We start from the raw sequence: 23,416 nt of genomic DNA on the forward strand, positions 1-23,416 counted from the left end.
GTCCGCTCAGGCGCCGGGGACCCGGTCCAGGAAGCCGCTGACGGAGCTGATGCGCCCGTCGTCGTCGAGGGTGATGACGTCGGACCCGGCGGCGGGCGCCGAACCGTCGGCGGTGGAGACCAGGTCCCAGCTGAAACGGACGATGTCGTGGTGCCCGTCGGGGGTGCCGGTCAGCTTGAACTCGAAGCCCGGGAACTGCTGACGTGCGCCACTGATCGCGGCGGCGAGCCCGTCGTGGCCGCGCACGTCGGCCAGCGGGTCGGTGTAGGTGGCGTCCTCGGTGAACGCGGCGGCGACGGCCTTGGCGAGGTCCTCGGGGGTCGCTGCGTTCCAGGCGACGAAGTAGCGCTGGACGGCGTCCTCGTATGCGGTCATCGTGCTGTCCTCTCGTCATGTCCCGGCCCTGCGGCCGAGCTCCTGTGCTGCTCGTGAGGAACACGATGTCCGACGGGCAGAAGGGCGTCGATTACCTCCGAGGTCATGGTCGACACCTCCCCGGTCACGGCCGGACGGTCATCGGGCGGGAGCCCCGGGCGAGAGGGGCATGGCCGGATTCGGCGGACCGGTTTCATCTGATTTTCACGGAGGGCCTCTACGGTGGACGTCGTGACCGAGATGAGCCCTCCCGGCTGGCATACGGACCCCGGGTATACAGGAACAGGCCCCGTCCAGGAACGCTGGTGGGACGGGAGCCGGTGGACCGATCAGCTCCGCACGCCACCCGCGGCCGTCCGGCGCCGCCGGATCCGGATCGGGGTCGGCGTCACCGCCGGCGTGGTGGTCCTCGCCGCGATCGCGGGCGGCGTCCTGATGCTGACCGACGGCTCCGGCCGTACGAAGAACACCTCCTCCGACGCCGCGTCACCCGCGCCCAGTCTCCCCGGCGGGCAGAACGGCCAGGGCGGCCGGGGTGGTCCTGGCGGCGGTGGCCGGAGCCCGGCGCCCGACCAGCAGCAACCGCAGCAGCCGCCGTCCGAGGACGGCTATGCGACGGACGTGATGAGCGGCGTCAGCCTTCCGGTGCCGGACGGCTGGAAGGGGCAGTCGGCCACGATCGGTGCGTCGGTGAGCACCGGCACGTACACCTGCCCGGCCGACACCTCGCAGAAGTGCGAGCGCGGCGGAGTGTTCGCCGCCCCGGCCCAGGCGCTGAAGATCACGGCGAGGACGGCGGAGACGGCGGCCAAGGCGGACATCGCCGTCAACGCCAAGGAGTCGTACGGCGGCAAGGCCTACGGCGCCATCAGCTCGCACCAGCAGCTCAAGTCCGAGCCGGTCACCGTCGCCGGTCAGAAGGGCTATCTGGTGCGCTGGAAGGTGGTCACGAAGAAGGGCGACGACGGGTACGTGCAGTCGCTGGTCCTTCCGTCCCCGCACTCCGCGGACATGCTGGTCGTCGTACGCTCCGGCTTCGACATCAGCTCGAAGGCGCCCGCGCTCTCGGTGATGGACGAGATCACGAAGGGCATCAAGGCCGCTTCCGGTACAGGGTCGGGATCAGGACAGACCGCCTGAGGGGTCTCGCCTCCCGGCAGGCGGGCCGTCACTTCACGCGGGTGCCGCGCGACGGCGGTACGGCGTTGCCGGATGCCAGCGGCGAGCGGGCCAGTTCGACGCAGCCCAGGGCGATCAGGGTGAGCGCGGCCAGTTCGGGCAGCAGCCACCAGCCGGTACGCAGATGCTCGCCGAACAGGGTCACGCCGTACAGGATGCTGATCACCGCGTCGCCCAGCGTCAGCATCGGCTGTACGGCGACCAGGGTGCCCGCCTGCAGGGCGTTCTGAAGGAGGAACAGCGATCCCACCCCGGCGGCGGCGGTGGCGTACAACTGCCAGGACGTCATGAGCGCGGCTGCCCCGCCGCCGTCGCCGAGCCGCCCCATGGCGTCCTTCATCAGGGCGGCGGTGAGCGCGTACCCGCATGCGGCGGCCAGACCGAGCAGCGCCCCACGGGGGTTGCCACGGGTGGACAGTGCTCCGGCGATCAGCGCCGCCTCGAAGATCCCCGTCAGGACCAGCGCCGGGATCCACGCCACGCCCTGCACCGAGGAACTGCCGCCGCCCGGCGCGGCGGAGGCCATGCCGAGGGCCAGTCCGAACGTCACGGCAGCCACCCCGTACCAGACCCCACGGGGCACCCGGACCCGCATCACGAACCCGGCCAGGAGCAGCGTCGCCGGCAGCTCGATGACGAAGATCGGCTGGACCACCGAGATCGGCCCGGTGGCCAGCGCGATGGCCTGGCAGACGGCTGCGACGATCACCAGGCCGATCCCGGCCAGCCACACCTTCTGGCGCAGCAGATGGGCGATCAGCGACAGACGCATCGCCTCGGTGTCGGGTACCGAGCGGGCGGCGCGGCGTTGCAGCACAGAGGCGGCGCCGTTGCTGAGTGCGGTCAGGACGGCGAACAGGACACTGATCACCGGACCATGATGCGGGCGCTCCGCCCACAATCCCGGGTCCTGCCGTCCTCGGTGCGGCGGCCCGGGCAGAGGAGGATGCGCAGTCGCGGACCGAAGATGTCCGCAAGCCCGCGTAGCGTGCCGTTCATGGCCGCGAAGACGCACTCCGCCGCACCCGCCTCGCCCCCCGTGCTCCCGCCCCGCGCACTGGGCCGCGCCACCCTGGCGCGCCAACTGCTCCTGCGCCGGAGCCCGATGCCCGCGAAGGACGCCGTCGGGCATCTCGTCGGACTCCAGGCACAGAACACCAAGCCGCCCTACCACCAGCTCTTCGCCCGCCTCGAAGGCTTCGATCCCGTTGAACTGTCCGGGCTGATGGAGTCCCGCGAGGTGGTCCGTATCGTCACCCTGCGGTCCACCATCCACACCCACACCGCCGACGACGCGCTCACCCTGCGCCCGCTGGTCCAGCCGGCCCGCGACCGGGAGCTGAAGATGTTCCGCAATGGGCTCGCCGGTGTGGATCCGGACCGGCTCGCAGCGCTCGGCAGGGAGCTTGTCGAGGAACGGCCCCGTACCCCGAAGGAGATCCGCGAGGCGCTGCTCGCCGAGTGGCCGGACGCCGACCCGCAGGCCCTGACCGTGGCAGCCCGCTGCGTCCTGCCCCTGGTCCAGGTCACCCCGCGCGGGCTGTGGGGCCGCAGTGGCCAGGTCGCGCTGACCACCGCGGAGCACTGGCTCGGCCGGCCGGCGGAGCCGACACCCACACCGGACGCCACCGTGCTGCGCTACCTCGGGGCGTTCGGCCCCGCCTCCGTGAAGGACATGCAGATGTGGGCGGGGCTGACCCGGCTGCGGGAAGCCTTCGAACGGCTGCGGCCGCAGCTGATCACCTTCCGCGACGAGAACGGCGTCGAGCTCTTCGACCTGCCGGACGCCCCGCGCCCCGACGCGGACACCCCTGCCCCGCCGCGCTTCCTGCCCGAGTTCGACAACGTGCTGCTCGGCCACGCCGACCGTACGCGCGTCATCCCGCCGCGGTACCGGGGACGCAACGGGAACGGCAACCAGACGTACGGCACCGTGCTGGTCGACGGGTTCCTCGCCGCGATCTGGCGATTCGGCGCGCCCGTCACGAAGTCCGCCACGAAGTCCGGTGGCGAAGGGATCGTCACGGTGCAGGCGCTGGGGAAGCTCAGCCGGGCCGAGCGCGACGCCGTCGCGGAGGAGGGGCTGCGGATGCTCGCCACGATGGCGCCCACGCAGGCGCCCGCGCACGACATCCGGTTCGCGCCGTTCATCGACTTCGGGCAGTGAACCGGGTTCAGTCGGCGCGGCCCGTCGCCGCCACCGTCACGCCCAGGCCGATCATCGCGAAGCCACCCGCCCCGCCGATCATCGACAGCCGCCTGTCCGACCGGGCGAACCAACTCCGGGCAGCCGAGGCGCCGAGCCCCCAGAGCGTGTCCGTCACGAGACCTATGGCGATCGGAACCAGGCCCAACAGCAGCATCTGGGCCGGGAGATGACCCGTCGACGGGTCCACGAACTGGGGGAGTACGGCGGCGAAGAAGACGATTCCCTTCGGGTTGGTGACACCGACGACCACACCGTCCGCCACCGTCCGCAGGTCACTGCGCGCGGGCCGTTCAGGCGATGCCTGGACGGCCCCCAGCTTCATCTCCTTGCGGTGCCGGAACGCCTGCACGCCCAGGAGGACCAGATACGCCGCACCCGCCAGCTTCACCGCCACGAAGACCGCCGCCGAGCGCTCGACCAGCGAACCGATCCCCAGCGCGACCGCCACCACCAGGCCGTACGAGCCGACGACATTGCCCAGCACCGTTGCCAGCGCGGTACGGCGGCCGTGGGCCAGTGCCCGGCCGATCACGAACAGCACGCTCGGCCCCGGGACAACGATCACCAGCAGGGACATCGCCGCGAAGGCGAGATATTGATGCATGGACACCATGTCCGTCACCCCCTCGGCCTCGACGCTACGGCAGAAGCCGCCGCCGACGTCAGGCACGCGACCAGGACCGACCGGTGCATGGGGGCGGTGCCGCCATGGCCCGGTGTCTACGGCAGCAGCCCCGCCCGGCGCGCCGCCACGACCGCTTCCAGCCGGGTGCGTGCCCCCAGCTTCCGCATCGCCGAGCGCAGATACCCCTTCACCGTCTCCGGTCGAAGGCCCAGTCGGCCGGCCACCACAGCGTTGGTCGCGCCCGACGCCACACAGGCGAGGACATCGACCTCGCGTGGCGAAAGCAGCACCTCACGGGCGTGTGGCTCCTGCGCCCCGGACGCCGAGGCCAGCCGCGCGCACACCGAGAGGAGCTCCTCGCGCAGCGCCGGGTCGGCCACCTTGGGGGCGAGCGCCCGCAGTTCGCGGTGCGCCTCGCGGACGTCCTCCCAGGCCCCCGGAGCGGCCCGGGGGTCCGTCACCTGGTCCCGGGTGACGGACAGGAGTTGTTGCACCTCGTCCCGTACGACAAGGGCCTGTTCCACGTCGCGGGCCGCCGCGACTGCCGCGTCGAACGTACGGTCCCCGAGGGTGAGCGGCTCACGCAGCGCCCCGTACAGCACGCCCCGTACCCTCCGGCGTACGACGACGGGCACCGCGACCACCGAGCGCAGGCCCTCCGCGGCGACTGCGGTGTCGTACTCGTGGCTGATGTGCCGCGACGACGGGTAGTCGGTCACCGCGCACGGCCGCGACAGGGCGATCGACTTGCCGCCGAGCCCGCTGCCGGCCGATATGACGAGCCCGCGCAGCGCGGTGGTCTGCGCACCGTTGAGTTCCACGATCCTGGCGTGGCGCGGGTCCGAGAGCAGTCCGCCGAACGTGACGGGCAGTCCGCTCGTCCGGCGCAGCCGCAGCAGTGCCGCTTGCATCTCGACCGTATCGACCGGTTCCGGCACGCTGTCGCCTCTCTGCCCCGCCCTCCGTACCCCCGTTCGGGGGTGGTGAGACCTGGGTCACTGTTTTCATGATGTTAAGTGACCGGTCCGGTCCGCAATGAGGAGGGCACATGTCGGCGACGAACGCGACGGAAACGTTTCGGGCCGCCCGGGACTTTCTGCTGCAGCACAACGATGACTACGCGGCGGCCTACGAGGGTTTCCGCTGGCCCCGGGCCGACCATTTCAACTGGGCGCTGGACTGGTTCGACGTCATCGCCGAGAACAACGACCGCACGGCTCTGCACATCGTGGAGGAGGACGGCCGGCGCACCGAGGCGTCCTTCGCCCGGATGTCCGCCCGCTCCAACCAGGCGGCGAACTGGCTGCGCGCCCGGGGGGTGCGCGCCGGTGACCGGATCCTTGTCATGCTCGGCAACCAGGTCGAGCTGTGGGAGACGGCCCTCGCCGCGATGAAGCTGCGCGCCGTCGTCATCCCCGCCACCCCGCTCCTCGGCCCCGTCGATCTGCGTGACCGGGTGGACCGCGGCCGGGTCCGGCATGTGATCGTGCGGGACACGGACGCCGCAAAGTTCGACGAGGTGCCCGGTGACTACACCCGGCTCGCCGTCGGCGGCGAGGTCGAGGGCTGGCATTCGTACACCGGCACCGACGAGCAGCCGGAGAGCTTCGAGGCGGACCGGGAGACCGACGCCGACGAACCGCTGATGCTGTACTTCACGTCCGGCACGACCGCCAGCCCCAAGCTGGTCGAGCACACCCATGTCTCGTATCCGGTGGGCCACCTGTCGACGATGTACTGGATCGGCCTCAGGCCCGGAGACGTCCACCTCAACATCTCCTCGCCGGGCTGGGCCAAGCACGCCTGGTCGAACCTCTTCGCGCCGTGGAGCGCCGAGGCGACCGTCTTCATCTTCAACTACACGCGGTTCGACGCGGGCCGGCTGATGGCCGAGATGGACCGCTCGGGCGTCACCAGCTTCTGCGCCCCGCCCACCGTCTGGCGGATGCTGATCCAGGCCGACCTCTCCCAGCTGAGGACCCCGCCGCGCGAGGTCGTCGCCGCGGGCGAGCCGCTGAACCCCGAGGTCATCGAGACGGTCCGGCGCGCGTGGGGCGTCACCATCCGGGACGGATTCGGCCAGACCGAGACCGCCGTACAGGTCGCCAACACTCCCGGCCAGCTGCTGAAGTCCGGTTCCATGGGGCGGCCGAGCCCCGGCTTCAAGGTCGTGCTCCTCGACCCGGTCACCGGCCGGCCCGGCGCGACGGAGGGCGAGATCTCCCTCGACCTGTCGGACCGTCCGGTCGGCCTGATGACCGGGTACCACGGCGACCCGGACCGTACCGCCGAGGCGATGGCGGGCGGCTACTACCGCACCGGCGACATCGGCTCCCGCGACGAGGACGGCTACATCACCTATGTCGGCCGCGCCGACGACGTCTTCAAGGCATCCGACTACAAGATCTCGCCGTTCGAGCTGGAGAGCGCCCTGCTGGAGCACGAGGCGGTCGCCGAGGCTGCGGTCGTGCCCGCGCCCGACCCGGTCCGGCTCGCGGTCCCGAAGGCGTACGTCGTGCTCGCGGAGGGCTGGGAGCCCGGCCCGGACACCGCGAAGGTGCTGTTCGCGCACTCGAGGGCGGTGCTGGCCCCGTACAAGCGGATCCGCCGGCTGGAATTCGCCGAACTGCCGAAGACCGTGTCCGGCAAGATCCGCCGGATCGAGCTGCGCGAGCGTACGGCCGAGGGCGTCGGCACCGAATTCGACGAGGGGGACCTGCGATGAGCGGACGGACCGGCCTTTCCTACGCGCACGGCACCGGCACCACGGCCCTGCTCGGCGACACCATCGGGCGCAATCTCGACCGGGCGATCGAGGCGTACCCGGACCGTGAGGCCCTTGTCGACGTCGCCTCGGGGCGACGCTGGACGTACGCGGAATTCGGCGCCGCCGTAGACGAGTTGGCACGCGCTCTGATGGGTTCCGGAGTGGCGAAGGGCGACCGTGTCGGCATCTGGGCGATCAACTGCCCCGAGTGGGTGCTCGTCCAGTACGCAACCGCCCGCATCGGCGCCGTCATGGTCAACATCAATCCGGCCTACCGGGCGCACGAGCTGGAGTATGTGCTGGGCCAGGCCGGGATCTCCCTCCTGATCTCCTCGCTCGCCCACCGCACCAGCGACTACCGCGCCCTCGTCGGCCAGGTCCGGGCCAACTGTCCCGCCCTGCACGCCGTGCACTACATCGGCGATCCGTCCTGGGGCGAGCTGACGGCAGCGGCCGCAGCCGTCACCGCCGAACAACTGGCGGCCAGAGAGGCCGAGCTGTCCTGCGACGACCCGATCAACATCCAGTACACCTCGGGCACGACGGGCTTCCCCAAGGGCGCCACCCTCTCGCACCACAACATCCTCAACAACGGCTATTTCGTGGGGGAGATGGTCGCCTACACGGAACAGGACCGAGTGTGTCTGCCCGTTCCCTTCTACCACTGCTTCGGCATGGTGATGGGCAACCTCGGCATCACCTCGCACGGTGCCTGCATCGTGATCCCGGCCCCAGCCTTCGAGCCCGCCGCCGTCCTCGCGGCGGTCCAGGCGGAGCGCTGCACCTCGCTCTACGGCGTCCCCACCATGTTCATCGCGGAGCTGAACCATCCGGACTTCGCCTCGTACGACCTCTCCTCGCTGCGCACCGGGATCATGGCCGGATCGCCCTGCCCGGTCGAGGTGATGAAGCGGGTCGTCGCCGAGATGCACATGGACGAGGTGTCCATCTGCTACGGGATGACGGAGACCTCCCCGGTCTCCACCCAGACCCGCCGCGACGACGACCTGGAGCGCCGTACCGGAACGGTCGGCCGGGTGATGCCGCACATCGAGGTGAAGGTCGTCGACCCGGCGACGGGCGTGACCCTGGAGCGCGGCGCGGCGGGCGAGCTCTGCACCCGCGGCTACAGCGTGATGCTCGGCTACTGGGAGCAGCCCGAGCGGACCGCGGAAGTGATCGACGCGGGGCGCTGGATGCACACCGGTGACCTCGCGGTGATGCGCGAGGACGGCTACGTACAGATCGTCGGCCGCATCAAGGACATGATCATCCGCGGTGGCGAGAACGTGTACCCGCGAGAGATCGAGGAGTTCCTCTACGGCCATCCGAAGATTGCCGACGTGCAGGTGGTGGGCGTACCGGACGAGACGTACGGCGAGGAGATCCTGGCCTGCGTCATCCCCCGGGACCCGGCGCAGCCGCCGACCCTGGAGGAGATGACGGAGTACTGCCGTGAGCAGCTGGCGCACTACAAGATTCCGCGGCGGCTGCAGATCCTGGAGACCTTCCCGATGACGGTGAGCGGGAAGGTCCGGAAGATCGAACTGCGGGAGACCTACGGGTAGGGGGCCCGTTGGGGGGCGGCGCCGACGGGCGCTGTCAGGCGGCTTCGATGATGTCGCCGGCAGCGCCCCGGGTGGCCGCCGCCCATTCGATGAGCAGCACCTCGTAGGCCGCGGACTCCACGGAGGACCAGTCCTGGCCGGCTCGTGCGTCCACGAGCGCACGAATCGCCTCGTTCGCCTCGACGGCGGACGGGTGGGTCGGCTGTGCGGACTGTGCGACGCTCTGTGCGGTGTTGCGCGGGGCGAAAGGTGGTGAGAGTCGTGGAGTTAAGACCATGTGCACCACTCTACGGCCGCCCACTGACAGCGACCGAACATTTGTGGCCGCAGGACCGAACGTGACCGATTGCACTCGTTGTTACCGGCCGGTTCCGCTGCGGCGTCGGGGCGTGTGTCCGGGACGGCGCGGGGTCCGCGTGGGAGTACCCGAATCGTGTCGCCGTGTCAGAGTTCGCGTCGCATGCAGACCCTCGGCCAGCGGTCCAGGCCGTGTTCGGCCTCCTCAGTCCTGATCTTCCGCAGCCCGTCGGTGAGTTCGGCCTCGGTCAGCGTGCGGAAGCCGAGGCGTGTGTAGTACGGCGCGTTCCACGGGACGTGCGAGAAGGTGGTGAGGGTGAGAGCTTCGAGCCGCTGCTCGCCCGCCCAGAGCGCGAGGTGGTCGATGAGTGCGCTGCCGACGCCGCGCCGGGCGGCGGACGGATGGACCGAGACCTGCTCGACATGGGCCGCGCCGTCGACCGGATCGGCGATCAGGTAGCCGACCGGACGGTCGTCGGCATCCGCGGCCACCCAGGCGCGGCCGGCCCTGCGGTATTCGTCCAGCAGATCGAGAGGCGGCGGGTCGTCGTCCGCGACGGCGGACATGGCGAGGGTGCGGAAGGGATCGCCGGCGGCGCGCTCGATCTCCTGGAGCAGCGGAAGATCGGAGCGGCGGGCGGGACGGATGCGCATGCCGCCAGTATGGCGGTCGGTACGGCGGTCAGGCGCCGGTGGAGAGCAGTTCGTCCGCCGGGCCGTTGACCGGCTGCGGGGTCCCGGTGAGGTCCATCACGAAGAGCGGGATGCAGAGATCGTCCGCCCGGGACCTGGCGTCCTGCGCATAGCCCGCCAGTGAGAAGAAGACGCTGGTCACCGAGGTGTTCAAGCCGTTCAGCCAGAGACATTCGACATCGCGCAGGGTGGTCGGCCGGGTGGTCGAGTCGACCTGGGCGATCAGCCCGGCGGCGCGCAGATCGATTCGGGACGCGGGGCGTTCCGCGGGCTGTACGACGTCGCGGTAGCCCAGCCACCGCAGATACATCGCGGCCGCGGTGACCGTGTCGCGGCCGGTACGGATCGTCATCGGCCGGAACGCCGGGCGGGGCGCAGCCGCCGTCCGTGGCAGGGGAATGTGGGTGGGCAGGGTCCCGGCGCCCGGGCCGGGCGCGGACTCCGTGGCCGGGCGGACCGGGATCCGCAGCACCGTCCCGCACGGACAGCACAGCTCCGGCTGAGGCCACTGGTCGTGGCGTCCGCAGGTGCGGCAGCGCACGGTCACCCAGTCCTCGCTCCAGGTGCGGTGGGTGATCGGTTCGACGGCCCCGCCGCGCAGTACGGGCGGGGCGATGGGGGTCCCGCATGGGCACGGGTAGACCGGTGTGAGGTAGGCGTGATCGCGGCCGCAGGCCGGGCAGCGTACCGGCACGGACTCCACTGTGGTCTCCCTCCGGCGCCCCCCGGCGCCGCCCCGGGGTCTCGGCGCCCCGTGTCCCCTGTGCTCCGTCCCCATGGTCCACCAAGAGTGAGGCGCGGGGGAGCGACTTGGCGGATTCGTCGGTCTTGACGGCCACTCGGCCGCAGCTTAGATTGCTTCCGTATAGCAGAAACAAACTTTCGTAATGCGGAATAGGTGCTCTCAGGTGGCGCGACAGAGCCCGACTCCACCCGTCCGAGCAGGAGTACTCCATGCCTCGAATGACCGCTGCCCGAGCGGCAGTTGAGATCCTCAAGCTGGAAGGCGTCACCAACGCGTTCGGCGTGCCGGGCGCAGCGATCAACCCGTTCTATGCGGCGCTCAAGGCGGGCGGTGGCATCGACCACACGCTCGCCCGCCATGTCGAGGGCGCGTCCCACATGGCCGAGGGCTACACCCGGAGCAGGGCAGGGAACATCGGCGTCTGCATCGGTACGTCGGGGCCCGCCGGGACCGACATGATCACCGGGCTCTACTCGGCGATCGCCGACTCCATTCCGATCCTCTGCATCACCGGCCAGGCGCCGGTGGCCAAGCTCCACAAGGAGGACTTCCAGGCCGTCGACATCGCCTCGATCGCCAAGCCGGTGACCAAGGCCGCGACGACCGTCCTGGAGGCTGCGCAGGTGCCCGGTGTCTTTCAGCAGGCATTCCACCTGATGCGGTCGGGCCGCCCCGGCCCGGTCCTCATCGACCTGCCGATCGACGTCCAGCTGACGGAGATCGAATTCGACCCGGAGACGTACCAGCCGCTGCCCGTCTACAAGCCGGCCGCGTCCCGCGCCCAGATCGAGAAGGCGATCGGGCTCATGCTCGCATCCGAGCGCCCGGTGATCGTCGCCGGTGGCGGCATCATCAACGCCGACGCCTGCGAACTCCTCGTCGAGTTCGCCGAGTTGACGGGCACCCCGGTCATCCCGACCCTGATGGGCTGGGGCATCCTCGCCGACGACCACGAGCTGAACGCCGGCATGGTCGGCCTGCAGACCTCGCACCGCTACGGCAACGCGAACTTCCTGGAGTCGGACTTCGTCCTGGGCATCGGCAACCGCTGGGCCAACCGGCACACCGGCGACCTGGCCGTCTACACCAAGGGCCGTACGTTCGTCCACGTCGACATCGAGCCCACCCAGCTCGGCAAGATCTTTGCGCCGGATCTCGGTATCGCCTCCGACGCCAAGGCCGCGCTGGAGCTCTTCGTCGACGTGGCAAGGGGGCTCGAGGCCGCCGGCAGGCTGCCGGACCGCAGCGCGTGGGCCGCCTCCACCCAGGAGCGCAGGGCCCGGCTGCAGCGACGTACCCACTTCGACGACGTGCCGTTGAAGCCGCAGCGCGTGTACGAGGAGATGAACCGCGCCTTCGGACCGGAGACGCGCTACGTCACCACGATCGGGCTCTCCCAGATCGCCGGCGCTCAGATGCTGCACGTCTACAGGCCGCGCCACTGGATCAACTGCGGCCAGGCCGGTCCGCTCGGCTGGACCATCCCGGCCGCGCTGGGCGTCGCCACCGCCGACCCCGAGGGCCAGGTGGTCGCGCTCTCCGGCGACTACGACTTCCAGTTCATGCTGGAGGAGCTGGCGGTCGGCGCGCAGCACAACATCCCGTATGTGCATGTCCTGGTGAACAACTCCTACCTGGGGCTGATCCGCCAGGCCCAGCGCAACCTGGACATCAACTTCCAGGTCAACCTGGAGTTCGAGAACATCAACTCCCCGGAACTGGGTGTCTACGGCGTCGACCACGTCAAGGTCGTCGAGGGCCTGGGCTGCAAGGCGATCCGGGTCACCGAGCCGGACCAGCTGCTGCCCGCGTTCGAGGAGGCCAAGAAGCTGGCCGCCGAGTTCCGTGTCCCGGTGGTCGTCGAGGCGATCCTGGAGCGGGTCACCAACATCTCGATGGGCGCCGCGGGTATCGACACCATCAACGAGTGGGAGGACATCGCCACCGAGCCGGGCCACGCCCCGACCTCGATCCGCCCCTTCGTCGCGAGCTGACGACCCTCTCTTCTGCCGCCTGTGTGGGGGTGGACCACCGGAACCCGGTAGTCCAGCCCCACGCGTGTGTCCAGGCCTCGCGAAGGCGCCAACTCCCCCTACCCGTAGTACTTCAGGGTTACCCGGAAGGTGACCTCCCCGGGTGGACGCCGACCACAAGGTCCGCTCCCTAGCTTCTGTACCGGAAGCACCACTGACCATCTCCACGGACATCCGGTACGGAAGGAATATCCCTCATGGCGCCCAGCCCGCCCAGGAGCCGACCGCGCAGGAACGTTCCGCGCGTTGTCCGGACGCTGCTCGCCGCCTTCGTCGTCGCCGCGGTCGCCGTGCCCATGGCGGGCGCGGCCCGGCCCTCGGCCGTCCCGGCGCCGGCCCCGGCCGCCCTCGCCCCGCTGCGTGCTGCGACCGCCGCAGACCTTGCCGACCGGTACGCCGTCAACCGCGGCTCCGTCCTCGCGGCCGAGCGGATGGCCGGCCGCCACGGCGACGGCAAGCGGGCCGCAGCGCTGCGCGGTCTCGCCGACCCGGCGCGCCACTTCTTCTCCTTCGACGGCCGCGACGGCGGCCGCAGCGCCGAGGTCTTCGGCGACCTGTCCAGGGCGCGCCGGATCGCCGTACTGGTCCCGGGGGCGGGCATCAGCCTCGACCGGTACTGGCGGCTGCGGGCCGGCGCCGTCGCTCTGCGCCGGGAGCTGGGCGAGGGGTCGGCGGTCATCGGCTGGCTCGGCTACGAAACGCCGGACACGGTGAGCGAGGCATCGGTGACCACGGGCCGGGCCAAGGGCGCCGCGACCGAACTGAGCGCATTCCTTGCCGAGTTGCGGCGAGCCGAGCCGACCGCTCGGACCTCGTTGCTGTGCCACTCCTACGGATCCGTCGTCTGTGCCGAGGCGGCGCCGGGGCTGCCGGTCTCGGACATCGTCCTGTACGGCAGCCCCGGCACCGGCGTCGACAGCGTCGCCGCACTCCACACCCCGGCCACCGTCTGGGCGGGCCGGGGCCGCGACGACTGGATCGCCGAGGTACCCCACGTACAGATCCGACTGCCGTTCACCACCCTCGGTTTCGGAACGGACCCGGTCTCCCCGGAGTTCGGTGCCCGGCACTTCGCGGCGGGCGACGGCGGCCACAGCGACTACCTGAAGCCCGGCTCATTGTCGCTGGAGAACATCGCCCGGATCGTCTCCGGCCGGGCCCCTGCCGAGGAGGGCCGTCATGCGTGAACTCGTCCGGCGGATCGACGCCGCCACCCCGCCCGAGCGTGACCGCGCCGTCGACGCACTGCGCGCCCTCGCCATTCTGGGCGTGGTGCTCGGTCACTGGCTGGTGACCGCCCTGATCGCCGACACCGGCACGGTGCGCGCCGCGAGCCCCCTCCAGCACATGCCCCAACTGACCCCGGTCTCCTGGCTGTTCCAGACCCTCGCGGTGTTCTTCCTGGTGGGCGGTCAGGTCGGGGCGAGGAGTTATGCCTCCGCCCGCACCCGCGGCACCACGTACGGTGAGTGGCTCGGCGCCCGTACGATCCGGCAGTTCAGGCCGGTCGCCGCCGTGCTGGTGGTGTGGGCCGTGACATCGGGCGCGCTGCTCGCCTCCGGGGTGGGCACGGAGACCGTGCACGCGCTGCTCAAACTGGTGCTGTCACCGCTCTGGTTCCTGCTGGTCTTCGCGGCGCTGACAGCGGCGACCCCGCTGGTGGCGAAGCTTCATCCGCTGTGGCCGCTCGCCGTCGTGCTGCATGTGGACCTGATCCGGTTCGGGCTGGGCGGTGCCGCCGGGCTCGGCTGGATCAATGTGGCGGCCGGCTGGCTGGTCCCGTACTGCCTGGGCGCGAGCTGGGCCCGCGGCGGTCTGCGGAGCCGGTCGACCGGATGGGCCCTGCTGCTCGTCGGCGCCGCCGCCACCGCCGGACTCGTCCTGTGGGCCGGCTACCCGGCGTCCATGGTCGGGGTGCCCGGCTCCAGGATCTCCAACCTCGACCCGCCCACCCTCGCGGCCGTCACCTTCGGCCTCGCCCAGTGCGGCGCGGCCCGGCTGCTGCTCGGCCCGCTGCGGCGCGTCCTGCGACGCCCCGCGGCCTGGGCGGCGGTGGCACTGGTCAACCTCTCCGCGATGACCGTCTTCCTCTGGCACCAGACCGCGATGATGGCGGTCACCGCCGTCGGACTCCTCGCGGGCGAGGCGTTGCCCGGTCTGCACACCGTGCCCAGGGACTTCGGCTGGGTGTTCGCACGGCTGGCCTGGCTGCCGGCCTTCGCCGTGGCGCTGCTGGTGTGCTGGGCGGCCTTCCGCAAGTACGAGGAGGGACGGCCGCGGAGAGGCGGCCGTATCGTCCGTGAGGGGCGACCTGCCCGGAAGCCGGTGATGCGCCGTGCCTAGCCTGGACCGGACGAAGGGGTCGGTGGTGGGGGACGAACAGCGGTTGAGGGCCGCGCTGCGGAGGGCGCCGCGCGCCCTGTTCGAGGATCTGACGGCGCCCGCCGATCCGCTGCCTGCCATGGGGGGGCCCGGATGGCCGGTCTGGCGGCCGGTGTTCGGGATGGTGCTGGTCTTCTGTGCCGTGGCCCTCGCCGTGGTCCAGGTGAGCGCTCTGGCACCGGTCGGTGGCCGCGCCATCCCCGGGTACGCGGTGCTGCTCGGCATCGGCCAGGCGGCGGCGCTGATCGGCGGCATGTTCCGGCCGGTGTCCGCCTGGTGGGCGTCGACGGTCCTCATGGTCGTCACCGCGCGGATCACGGAGCCCGGGTCGAGCCCGGACGCACTCTTCCCCTGGACCGTTTCAGGGCTCTTGCTCCAGTGCGGGGTGCTGTTCCTGCTGGCACTGCGGGTCCGGCCCCGTCGGGCGGCCGGAGCGCTGGTGATCACCCTCCTCGCGGCACTGTCCTGCACCGTCGCCACCACCCGGGCACACCACTACGTCCTCGACCGCGGCGCCCCGGTCCTGATCGCCGCCGTGGTGATCGGCGCCTCGCTGCGCGGCCTGCGGGTGGCCCGCACGCAGCTGGTCGCCCAGGAGGAACTCACCGCCGGGGAGCGTGCTCGGCGCACCCTGCTGGAGGAGCGCAACCGGATCGCCCGTGAGCTGCACGACGTGGTCGCCCACCACATGTCGGTGATCTCCATCCAGGCGCAGGTCGCCCCGCACCTCGTCGAGAACCCGTCCGACGAACTCAGGGAGAACCTCGCCGGCATCCGTCAGAACGCTGTCGAGGCGCTCACCGAACTGCGCCATGTGCTCGGCGTACTGCGCTCGGAGGATGCCTTGTCGCAGGGGGCGAGGCATGCCCCCCAGCCCACCCTCGACCGGCTCGGCGAACTGGTCGACAATGTCCGGGCCGCCGGGCTGACGGTGGCCACCGCCACCTCCGGCGCCCCGCGTCCACTGCCCCCGGGCGTCGAACTGTCGGCGTTCCGCATCGTCCAGGAGGCGCTCAGCAACGCGATGCGGCACGCGCCCGGTGCCCAGGTGCGGGTGGAGACGGCCTACGGGAGGGCGGGGCTCACCGTCCGGATCACCAACACCGCCCCGGACGGACCGACGGCGCCACAGCGGGGCATGGGGCACGGACTGCTCGGAATGCGCGAACGCGCCGCGATGCTGGGCGGCGAACTCGTCACTGGACTGACCCCGGACGGCGGCTACGAAGTCACGGCTATCCTGCCGGTGAGCGCCCCTGACCTGGCCGCCTTACCTGCTGAGGACACACTGTGACGACCATCCGCGTGCTGATCGCCGACGACCAGGTGATGGTCCGTCAGGGATTTACGGTGCTGCTCGACGCCGAACCCGGCATCGAGGTCGTGGGTCAGGCGGTGGACGGCCTCGACGCCGTCTCCAAGGTCGCCGAACTCGCCCCGGATGTCGTCCTGATGGACGTCCGGATGCCCGTGCTCGGCGGTATCGAGGCGACCCGTCGCATCACGTCACCGCACGACGCCCGGGTCAAGGTGCTCATCCTGACCACCTTCGATCTCGACGAGTACGTGTACGAGGCGCTGCGCGCGGGCGCGTCCGGCTTTCTGCTCAAGGACGCCTCGGTCGAGGAACTGGTCCACGCGGTACGGGTGGTGGCAGCAGGTGACGCGCTGCTCGCCCCGAACATCACCAAGCGGCTGATCGCCGAGTTCTCCCGGATGACCGCCGCGCCCAGGGCTCCGCTCAGGGACCGCGTCGGCGGTCTGACGGAACGCGAGACAGAGGTGCTGTCCCTGATCGCGCAGGGGCTGTCGAACGCGGAGATCGCCTCGCGCCTGGTGGTGGCCGAGCAGACGGCGAAGACCCATGTGGGCCGGATCCTGGCCAAGCTGGGTCTGCGCGACCGGACCCAGGCGGCGGTCTTCGCCTACGAGACGGGCCTCGTCCGCCCGGCCGGCTACTGACGCACACACGCAAGGGCGGGGAGCGCGGGACCGCCCGTACTCCCCGCCCTTGCATGAGGGTGGTGACCGCCCGACGGCGAGAGGCCGGCGCGACCGTTTCGTTCGCGCCGCCGGGCGGAGTCCTGTGTGCAGGTTGTGCCGGGACCGCGGCGACGGGCGACGGTCGGCCGGGTCGGCTCTCTCTCAGGTCGAGAGCGGCCGTCGGCTGACTTCACCACCGCACTGGCTCGCACGCCGCCGCGGTCCTCGGTCACGTCCGTCCTGCCGGGCACCCCTCAGGGCCGGTCGGACGGACAGCGCAAAAGAAATGACCTCCCGTCATATCCTCTGCGCGGTGTCGGTGTTCTAGTCCTCGCGCAGGGCGCGGACCGCCTCCTCGACGCGCTTGCCGTACTCGACGTCCGCAGCGTGGAAGTGGGCGAGGTTCTTCTCGATCACGTCGTCGCGGGTGACCTGGGACAGGCCTCCGGCGATGTTGGCGACCAGGCGGCCCTTCTCGTCCTCGGACATCAGCCGGTAGAGCTCACCCGCCTGGAAGAAGTCGTCGTCCTTGGTGTGGGCGGGCGCCGCGTGGGCGCCGGTCCAGCCGTGGACGGCGAGCGGGGCGGCGAGCGCCGCGTCGGTCTGGGCGGGGCCCGCGTACGAGTTGGGCTCGTAGTTCTTGTCGCGCCGCGCACCGTTGCGGGTGGCGTGCAGGCCGTCGCGGCCGTAGTTGTCGACGACGGCGGTCCGCGGCGCGTTCACCGGGAGCTGCGTGTGGTTGACGCCGAGCCGGTAGCGGTGCGCGTCGGCGTAGGCGAACAGGCGGCCCTGCAGCATCTTGTCCGGGGACGGGCCGATGCCGGGCACGAAGTTGTTCGGGGAGAAGGCGGCCTGCTCCACCTCGGCGAACACATTGTCCGGGTTACGGTCCAGGACCAGCCGGCCCACCCGCTGCAGCGGGTAGTCGCTGTGCGGCCACACCTTGGTGAGGTCGAACGGGTTGAAGCGGTAGTCCGCGGCCTCGGCGGCTGGCATGACCTGCACGTACAGGGTCCAGGACGGGTTCACGCCCCGCTCGATGGCCTGCAGCAGGTCCGTCTGGTGCGAGTTGCCGTCCCTGCCCACGAGTTCGGCGGCCTGCTCGCTGGAGAGGGAGCGCACCCCCTGGTTCGTCTTGAAGTGGTACTTGACGAAGAAGGCCTCGCCCTCGGCGTTCGTCCACTGGTAGGTGTGCGAGCCGTAGCCGTTCATGTGACGGTACGAGGCAGGGACGCCGCGGTCACCCATCAGCCAGGTCACCTGGTGGGTCGCCTCCGGGGCGTGCGCCCAGAAGTCCCAGACGTTGTCCGGCTCCTGACGGCCCGTGAACGGGTCACGCTTCTGCGAGTGGATGAAGTCGGGGAACTTGATCGGGTCCTTGATGAAGAACACCGGGGTGTTGTTGCCGACCAGGTCGTAATTGCCCTCGTCCGTGTAGAACTTGAGGGCGAAGCCGCGCGGATCACGTACGGCGTCGGCGCCGCCGAGCGAGTCGGCGACGGTCGAGAACCGGATGAACGTCTCGGTGCGCTTGCCGACGGCGGAGAGGAAGTCGGCACGCGTGAAGCCGGAGACGTCGTCGGTGACCTCGAAGTAGCCGTACGCGCCGGAGCCGCGGGCGTGGACCACGCGCTCCGGAATGCGCTCCCGGTTGAAGCGCGCGAGCTTCTCCAGCAGGTGCTGGTCCTGGAGGAGGATCGGGCCACCGACGCCTGCGGTGGCGGAGTTCTGGTTGTCGGCGACCGGGGCGCCTGACTCGGTCGTAAGCACACGCTGCGTCATGGTGTCGGGGCGACCTTCCGTACGGGAGCTGCTGAACTGCGACGCTCTGGGGGCTCCAGGAGCGTAAGTACGCTCCGAACCGAACGTCAACAGTTTGTTGAAATTGAGAGTGGGGTGTTCCGGATGGTGCCGACGCCTGGGCGCGACAGGACAGGTGTCGGCGCCGACACCATCCGGAAGTCTGGGGGGCGGGCCGGTCAGGCCTGGACGGGCTGACCCGAGAGGCGCTCGACCGCGCGGAGGAGCGCCGAGTGGTCCAGGCCGCCGTCGCCCTGTGCGCGCAGCGAGGCGACGAGTTGTGCGACCACTGCGCCGACGGGCAGCGCGGCACCGACATTGCGGGCGGCGTCGGTGACGATGCCCATGTCCTTGTGGTGCAGATCGATCCGGAAGCCCGGGGCGAAGTCCCGCTTGAGGAAGTTGTCCTTCTTGCGGGTCAGCACGGTCGAGCCGGCCAGCCCGCCGTTCAGCACGTCGAGCGCGGCGGAGAGGTCCACCCCGGACTTCTCCAGGAAGACGACGGCCTCGGCGCAGGCCTGGATGTTGACCGCGACGATCAGCTGGTTGGCGGCCTTCACCGTCTGGCCGGAGCCGTGCGGACCGCAGAGCACGATGGTCCTGCCGAGCGCCTCGAGGATCGGCTGCGCGGCGTCGAAATCGGCCTGCTCGCCGCCGACCATGATCGACAGCACCGCTTCGATCGCGCCGGCCTCGCCACCGGACACCGGGGCGTCCAGCACGCGGATGCCTCGGTCCTTCGCGCTCTTCGCGAGGTCCACGGAGGTCTGCGGGGTGATCGAGGACATGTCGATCAGCAGGGCCCTGGACCTCGCGTTCTCCAGGATGCCGTCGGGGCCGTACGCAATGGCCTCGACCTGAGGGGAGGCCGGCACCATCGTGATCACGACGTCGGCGTCCCGGACCGCCTCGGCGATCGAGCCCGCGCCGTACCCGCCGGCGGCGACCAGCCGGTCGATCTTGTCCTGCTCCAGGGTGTGACCGGTGACGTCGTAACCGGCCTTGACCAGGTTCTCGGACATGGGGGAGCCCATGATGCCGAGTCCGATCCACGCAACCTTGGGGAGGTTGTTGCTCATGAGGGTGCCTTCCTGAAAACGTGTGTACGAGGGGGGTCCGACGCCCTCAGCGGGCCGCGCGCGCCTCGGCGGGAAGCCAGTCGAAGGACTCGGAGCTCGGTCGGTCGCCCGGCTTGTACTCCAAGCCGACCCAGCCGCGGTAACCGGCCTTCGTCAGCTCGTCGAGGAGCTGCTCGAGCGGCAGCGAGCCGGTGCCGGGCGCGCCGCGCCCCGGGTTGTCGGCGATCTGGACGTGGCCGGTCTTCCCGGCGTACGCGGCGATCACCTGGCTGAGGTCCTCGCCGTTCATCGACAGGTGGTACAGGTCCAGCAGGAACCTGGCGTTGCCGAGGCCCGTCGCGGAGTTGACCTTGTCGACGACCTCGATCCCGGCCGGTGCGCTCACCAGCGGGTAGCGCGGTGACTCCGGCTTGTTCAGGGTCTCGATCAGCAGGACCGCCCCGATCCGGTCGGCCGCGCGGGCGGCCAGGACCAGGTTCTCCAGGGCGAGTTCGTCCTGCACGGCCGGGTCCACGCCGTCGACGCGGTTGCCGTAGAGCGCGTTCAGCGCCTCGCAGCCGACCGAGGCGGCGAAGCCGGCCGCCACGTCGATATTGGCGCGGAACCGGTCCGACTCCGCGCCGGGTACGGAGAGCGCACCGCGGTCGGGGCCGGGCAGCTGTCCGGCGTAGAAGTTCAGCCCCACCAGCTGCGTGCCCGCGTCGTCGAGCGCCTTTTTGACAGCGTCGAGTTCGGTCTGCGGCGGGGTGGGGGTCTCGATCCAGGGCCACCACAGCTCGACCGCCGTGAAGCCCGCTGCGGCGGCGGCCGCGGGGCGTTCCAGGAGCGGGAGTTCCGTGAAGAGGATCGAAAGGTTCACATCGAAGCGCTGGTCCGGGTGTCCCATGAGGTCAGGCGCTCCTTCCGTATTGCGGAAGTTAGTTTCTGCTTAACGGAAGATTGCATGGCCGACGAGAGGGCTGTCAAGAGGGGGTCCGTACATCGGGCCCGCCGGGAGCGGTGCGCGCGGCCCCGTGCATGGTGGTTGCGGAGGATGCAACCGCAATTGCGCCACTTGCGGCTTCGGTCGGGGCGGGAGAGTGTGGCTGACATGTCCGACGCAGCCGACCCCGAGGTGCCGCGCATGACGACCCGCACCAGCCGACGCACGCTTCTCGGAGCGCTCCTGGCAGGCGCCGCAGTCTCCTTCTCGCCCGCGCCGCCCGCACCGTCCGGCCCGACGGCCGGGCCGGACGCACCGGCTGCCCGTGACCGAAAGGCCGGGACGCTCTTCCTGGGGACGTACACCTCGACCGGCGGAGGGGGTACGGGGATCGGGGTCGCCGGGTACGCCCCGGCGACCGGGGCGATCACCGGGCGCACGGCGATCACCGGCGTCGACAACCCCTCGTACCTCGCCCTGCACCCCTCGGGCACCACGCTGTACGCCGTCGACGAGCAGGAACAGGGCGGTGTGACGGCCGTGGCGCTCGCCTCGGACGGAACGTTCCGGGTGCTCGGCACCCGCTCCACCGGCGGAGCAGGCCCCTGCCATCTCTCGGTCCACCCGAGCGGCCGGTGGCTGCTGAGCGCCAACTACACCTCGGGCAGCGTCGCCGTGCACCCGATCGCAGCCGACGGGTCGCTGGGTGAGCGCACCGACCTGATCGTCCATACGGCCCCCGCCCCCGGTCCCGGCCAGGACGGGCCGCACGCCCACCAGATCATCACCTCCCCCGACGGCGGCCATGTCCTCGCCGTCGACCTGGGCAACGACACCGTCTACACGTACCGGCTCGACACGCGCCGCGGCACGCTCCGTCAGCTCTCCTATGCCGCGCTGCGGCCGGGCGCCGGGCCGCGCCACCTCACCTTCCACCCGAGCGGCCGCTTCGCCTACCTCGCCTGCGAGGTCGACAACACTGTCGTCGTCTGCGGTTACGACCCCGCCACCGGCGCCGTGACCCCGGGGGCCGGACAGTCCACCGGAACCGGCCCCGGCACCAGCTATCCCGCCCAGCTCCTGGTCACCGACGACGGTCGCTTCGCCTACCTCGCCAACCGCGGCCACAACAGCCTGACCCGCTACGCCGTCGAGGAGGGCGGGGCCGCGCTGCGGCTGATCGACACGGTGCCGGTGGGCGGTGACTTCCCCCGGCAGATCGCCTTCTCGCCGGACGAGGCGCTGCTCTTCGCCGCCAACCAGCGGTCCGGCACGGTGACGGTCTTCGAGGTCGACCGGGCGGGCGGCGGCCTGCGTCGCACCGGAACCCCGTTCGCCGCCCCGATGGCCGCCTGCGTGCTGCCGCTCCCGCCGTCGGGCCCGGCGGCGGTCCGTTAGGGTCGGGGCCGAGCCGCCGGCCCCTGGGCGCACGGCGAGCAGATGAGGGAGGCACAGTGCGCTTGAGAGTGGAGTTCACCACCGAGCCGTTCGATCTCGACGAGGCACCCGCACACGCGGTGGTGGCCCGCGAGGTCATCCAGTCGGCCGAACTGGACGCCGTGGACGTGGGCCCCTTCGGCAATACGGCGGAGGGCGGCGCGGACGCGGTGCTCACCGCGGTGGACTCCCTGCTGCGAAAGGCCCTGGAGTCGGGTGCCACCCGGATATCGCTCCAGGTCAACGTCGTCGGGGAGGACTCGAAGTGACCGAGCCTGCGGACCACCCCCTCGTCACCGCGGTCAAGCCGCTCGTCGACGCCATGGGCGCCGAGCTGGTCGGGCCCGAGCAGGCGCGGGCCGACGACGTGGTGCTGGCCTGGGAGGGCGAGGACGTCATAGCCGTACGCCTGCCGCAGCTGTCGGACTCGCTCGACCACATCCTGGCGGCCATGGAGCGACGGCACGGGATGCCACTCGCCGACCTGGACCGGAAGACGAAGCAGGCGGTCGTACGGACCCTGGAGGCACGCGGTGCCTTCTCCGTACGGCATGGCGTGGAGACGGTGGCCGGTGCCCTGGGCGTCAGCCGCTTCACCGTCTACAACTATCTCAACCGGGAAATTGCCGCCAAAGGTGAGTAGTTGAGCGAAGAGGTGCACAAGCACATGGAAGGCCGTTGTCCGGATCGCCCGGCGACGGCCTTTTCTGTTCGGGTAATTTCAACAAAGTGTTGACGTGGTGTTGCGGAAGGCGTTAGCTATCCGCAGCCCGACCAACGCACAGCGAAGAACAGCCACGGAGGCTCCCGTGACTTCGAGCTCCACACCGGGCCTCGCCCGGTTCAACATCCTGGCGGACGACGAGGCCATCACCGCGTTGCACGAGGTGTGTGCCAGCGGGGCATGGGGAAGAGCGATCCTCTCCCGGCGCCCGTACGCCACCGCAGAAGCCCTTCTCTCCGCCAGTGACGCCGCCACGGCCGAGCTGACCGAGGACGAACTCGCCGACGCGATGGCCGGACACCCCCCGATCGGCCGCCCGAAGCCCGGGGACCCCACCTCCTCACGCGAACAGCGGGGGATGGCCGGCGCCACCGAGGAGCTCAAGGCCGAGATGCTCGAACTGAACCTGGCCTACCAGGAGCGGTTCGGACACGTCTTCCTGATCTGCGCCACCGGCGCCACCGGTGAGCAGATGCGCGACGCGGTGAAGTCCCGGATCGGGAACTCGCCCGAGCAGGAGCGCGAGATCGTGCGCACCGAGCTGGGCAAGATCAACCGCATCCGGCTGACCCGTCTCGTGACAGAAGGAGAGTGACGG

General features: G+C 70.7%; 23 protein-coding genes. 13 read left to right on the forward strand and 10 right to left on the reverse strand.

Annotated elements, in window-relative coordinates:
* Window positions 1-6 precede the first annotated feature (6 nt).
* Window positions 7-375 (reverse strand): nuclear transport factor 2 family protein, encoded by a 369-nt coding sequence (locus ACIA8E_RS04280; protein ID WP_399294302.1) that lies wholly within the window; start codon window positions 373-375, stop codon window positions 7-9.
* 231 nt (window positions 376-606) lie between these two features.
* Here ACIA8E_RS04280 and ACIA8E_RS04285 point away from each other — a divergent pair, with 231 nt between their 5' ends.
* Window positions 607-1,515: a DUF2510 domain-containing protein gene (locus tag ACIA8E_RS04285; RefSeq protein WP_399294305.1), complete on the forward strand. Its 909-nt coding sequence runs from the start codon at window positions 607-609 to the stop codon at window positions 1,513-1,515.
* Window positions 1,516-1,543: 28 nt separating this feature from the next.
* Here the strand turns inward: ACIA8E_RS04285 and ACIA8E_RS04290 are convergent, their stop codons facing one another.
* A complete protein-coding gene (locus ACIA8E_RS04290) occupies window positions 1,544-2,425 on the reverse strand; it encodes a DMT family transporter (RefSeq protein ID WP_399294308.1) in 882 nt (293 codons plus the stop codon).
* 126 nt (window positions 2,426-2,551) lie between these two features.
* Here ACIA8E_RS04290 and ACIA8E_RS04295 point away from each other — a divergent pair, with 126 nt between their 5' ends.
* Window positions 2,552-3,721, forward strand: coding sequence for a winged helix DNA-binding domain-containing protein (locus ACIA8E_RS04295; protein WP_399294310.1), 1,170 nt, complete (start codon window positions 2,552-2,554; stop codon window positions 3,719-3,721).
* 7 nt (window positions 3,722-3,728) lie between these two features.
* On the opposite strand, the gene ACIA8E_RS04300 is transcribed toward ACIA8E_RS04295, so the two are convergent.
* Together ACIA8E_RS04300 and ACIA8E_RS04305 are read right to left on the reverse strand one after the other, a co-directional pair.
* A complete protein-coding gene (locus tag ACIA8E_RS04300) occupies window positions 3,729-4,376 on the reverse strand; it encodes a LysE family translocator (RefSeq protein ID WP_399295052.1) in 648 nt (215 codons plus the stop codon).
* A 107-nt stretch (window positions 4,377-4,483) separates the two neighbouring features.
* On the reverse strand, window positions 4,484-5,326 hold the full coding sequence (locus ACIA8E_RS04305) for a response regulator transcription factor (RefSeq protein WP_399294314.1): 843 nt from the start codon (window positions 5,324-5,326) through the stop codon (window positions 4,484-4,486).
* Between the two features lie 110 nt (window positions 5,327-5,436).
* Between ACIA8E_RS04305 and ACIA8E_RS04310 the strand changes: the two genes are divergently transcribed.
* Window positions 5,437-7,113: an AMP-binding protein gene (locus ACIA8E_RS04310; protein ID WP_399294317.1), complete on the forward strand. Its 1,677-nt coding sequence runs from the start codon at window positions 5,437-5,439 to the stop codon at window positions 7,111-7,113.
* Window positions 7,110-8,723 carry an AMP-binding protein gene (locus ACIA8E_RS04315; protein ID WP_399294320.1) on the forward strand — a complete coding sequence of 538 codons (1,614 nt, stop codon included), beginning with the start codon at window positions 7,110-7,112 and terminating at the stop codon, window positions 8,721-8,723. The genes ACIA8E_RS04310 and ACIA8E_RS04315 overlap by 4 nt, the downstream gene beginning before the upstream one ends.
* Before the next feature lie 34 nt (window positions 8,724-8,757).
* On the opposite strand, the gene ACIA8E_RS04320 is transcribed toward ACIA8E_RS04315, so the two are convergent.
* The 3 genes from ACIA8E_RS04320 to ACIA8E_RS04330 form a co-directional block, all read right to left on the reverse strand.
* A complete protein-coding gene (locus tag ACIA8E_RS04320) occupies window positions 8,758-9,000 on the reverse strand; it encodes a hypothetical protein (protein ID WP_399294323.1) in 243 nt (80 codons plus the stop codon).
* A gap of 167 nt (window positions 9,001-9,167) precedes the next feature.
* On the reverse strand, window positions 9,168-9,674 hold the full coding sequence (locus ACIA8E_RS04325; protein WP_399294326.1) for a GNAT family N-acetyltransferase: 507 nt from the start codon (window positions 9,672-9,674) through the stop codon (window positions 9,168-9,170).
* 28 nt (window positions 9,675-9,702) lie between these two features.
* A complete protein-coding gene (locus tag ACIA8E_RS04330; protein ID WP_399294329.1) occupies window positions 9,703-10,416 on the reverse strand; it encodes a hypothetical protein in 714 nt (237 codons plus the stop codon).
* A gap of 251 nt (window positions 10,417-10,667) precedes the next feature.
* Here ACIA8E_RS04330 and gcl point away from each other — a divergent pair, with 251 nt between their 5' ends.
* From gcl to ACIA8E_RS04355, 5 genes are all read left to right on the forward strand, one after another.
* Window positions 10,668-12,452, forward strand: a complete 1,785-nt coding sequence (gcl, locus tag ACIA8E_RS04335; RefSeq protein WP_399294332.1) for a glyoxylate carboligase — start codon at window positions 10,668-10,670, stop codon at window positions 12,450-12,452.
* Window positions 12,453-12,688: 236 nt separating this feature from the next.
* Complete coding sequence (locus tag ACIA8E_RS04340; protein WP_399294335.1) at window positions 12,689-13,678, forward strand: alpha/beta hydrolase; 990 nt, start codon at window positions 12,689-12,691, stop codon at window positions 13,676-13,678.
* Entirely contained in the window at window positions 13,671-14,834 is a 1,164-nt protein-coding gene (locus ACIA8E_RS04345; RefSeq protein WP_399294338.1) for an acyltransferase, read from the forward strand. Before ACIA8E_RS04340 ends, ACIA8E_RS04345 begins: the two co-directional genes overlap by 8 nt.
* A gap of 25 nt (window positions 14,835-14,859) precedes the next feature.
* The gene (locus ACIA8E_RS04350) at window positions 14,860-16,167 is read left to right on the forward strand and encodes a sensor histidine kinase (RefSeq protein WP_399294341.1); all 1,308 of its coding nucleotides are present in this window, start codon (window positions 14,860-14,862) and stop codon (window positions 16,165-16,167) included.
* On the forward strand, window positions 16,164-16,835 hold the full coding sequence (locus ACIA8E_RS04355) for a response regulator (protein WP_399294344.1): 672 nt from the start codon (window positions 16,164-16,166) through the stop codon (window positions 16,833-16,835). The genes ACIA8E_RS04350 and ACIA8E_RS04355 overlap by 4 nt, the downstream gene beginning before the upstream one ends.
* A gap of 345 nt (window positions 16,836-17,180) precedes the next feature.
* Here ACIA8E_RS04355 and ACIA8E_RS04360 read toward each other — a convergent pair whose 3' ends face one another.
* From ACIA8E_RS04360 to ACIA8E_RS04370, 3 genes are all read right to left on the reverse strand, one after another.
* Window positions 17,181-18,638 (reverse strand): catalase, encoded by a 1,458-nt coding sequence (locus tag ACIA8E_RS04360; RefSeq protein WP_399294347.1) that lies wholly within the window; start codon window positions 18,636-18,638, stop codon window positions 17,181-17,183.
* A 197-nt stretch (window positions 18,639-18,835) separates the two neighbouring features.
* Window positions 18,836-19,735 carry a 2-hydroxy-3-oxopropionate reductase gene (locus tag ACIA8E_RS04365; RefSeq protein WP_399294350.1) on the reverse strand — a complete coding sequence of 300 codons (900 nt, stop codon included), beginning with the start codon at window positions 19,733-19,735 and terminating at the stop codon, window positions 18,836-18,838.
* 46 nt (window positions 19,736-19,781) lie between these two features.
* Window positions 19,782-20,621: a TIM barrel protein gene (locus ACIA8E_RS04370; RefSeq protein WP_399294352.1), complete on the reverse strand. Its 840-nt coding sequence runs from the start codon at window positions 20,619-20,621 to the stop codon at window positions 19,782-19,784.
* A 237-nt stretch (window positions 20,622-20,858) separates the two neighbouring features.
* Here ACIA8E_RS04370 and ACIA8E_RS04375 point away from each other — a divergent pair, with 237 nt between their 5' ends.
* The 4 genes from ACIA8E_RS04375 to uraD all read left to right on the forward strand — a co-directional run bounded on the left by ACIA8E_RS04375 (window position 20,859) and on the right by uraD (window position 23,413).
* The gene (locus ACIA8E_RS04375) at window positions 20,859-22,055 is read left to right on the forward strand and encodes a lactonase family protein (protein WP_399295054.1); all 1,197 of its coding nucleotides are present in this window, start codon (window positions 20,859-20,861) and stop codon (window positions 22,053-22,055) included.
* A 56-nt stretch (window positions 22,056-22,111) separates the two neighbouring features.
* Window positions 22,112-22,363: a hypothetical protein gene (locus tag ACIA8E_RS04380; RefSeq protein ID WP_326606402.1), complete on the forward strand. Its 252-nt coding sequence runs from the start codon at window positions 22,112-22,114 to the stop codon at window positions 22,361-22,363.
* Window positions 22,360-22,737: a helix-turn-helix domain-containing protein gene (locus ACIA8E_RS04385; protein WP_399294356.1), complete on the forward strand. Its 378-nt coding sequence runs from the start codon at window positions 22,360-22,362 to the stop codon at window positions 22,735-22,737. The genes ACIA8E_RS04380 and ACIA8E_RS04385 overlap by 4 nt, the downstream gene beginning before the upstream one ends.
* Before the next feature lie 166 nt (window positions 22,738-22,903).
* Window positions 22,904-23,413, forward strand: coding sequence for a 2-oxo-4-hydroxy-4-carboxy-5-ureidoimidazoline decarboxylase (gene uraD, locus ACIA8E_RS04390; RefSeq protein ID WP_313939851.1), 510 nt, complete (start codon window positions 22,904-22,906; stop codon window positions 23,411-23,413).
* Window positions 23,414-23,416: the final 3 nt, after the last annotated feature.

The organism is Streptomyces sp. NPDC051664, from assembly GCF_044453545.1.
Taxonomy (GTDB): Bacteria; Actinomycetota; Actinomycetes; order Streptomycetales; family Streptomycetaceae; genus Streptomyces.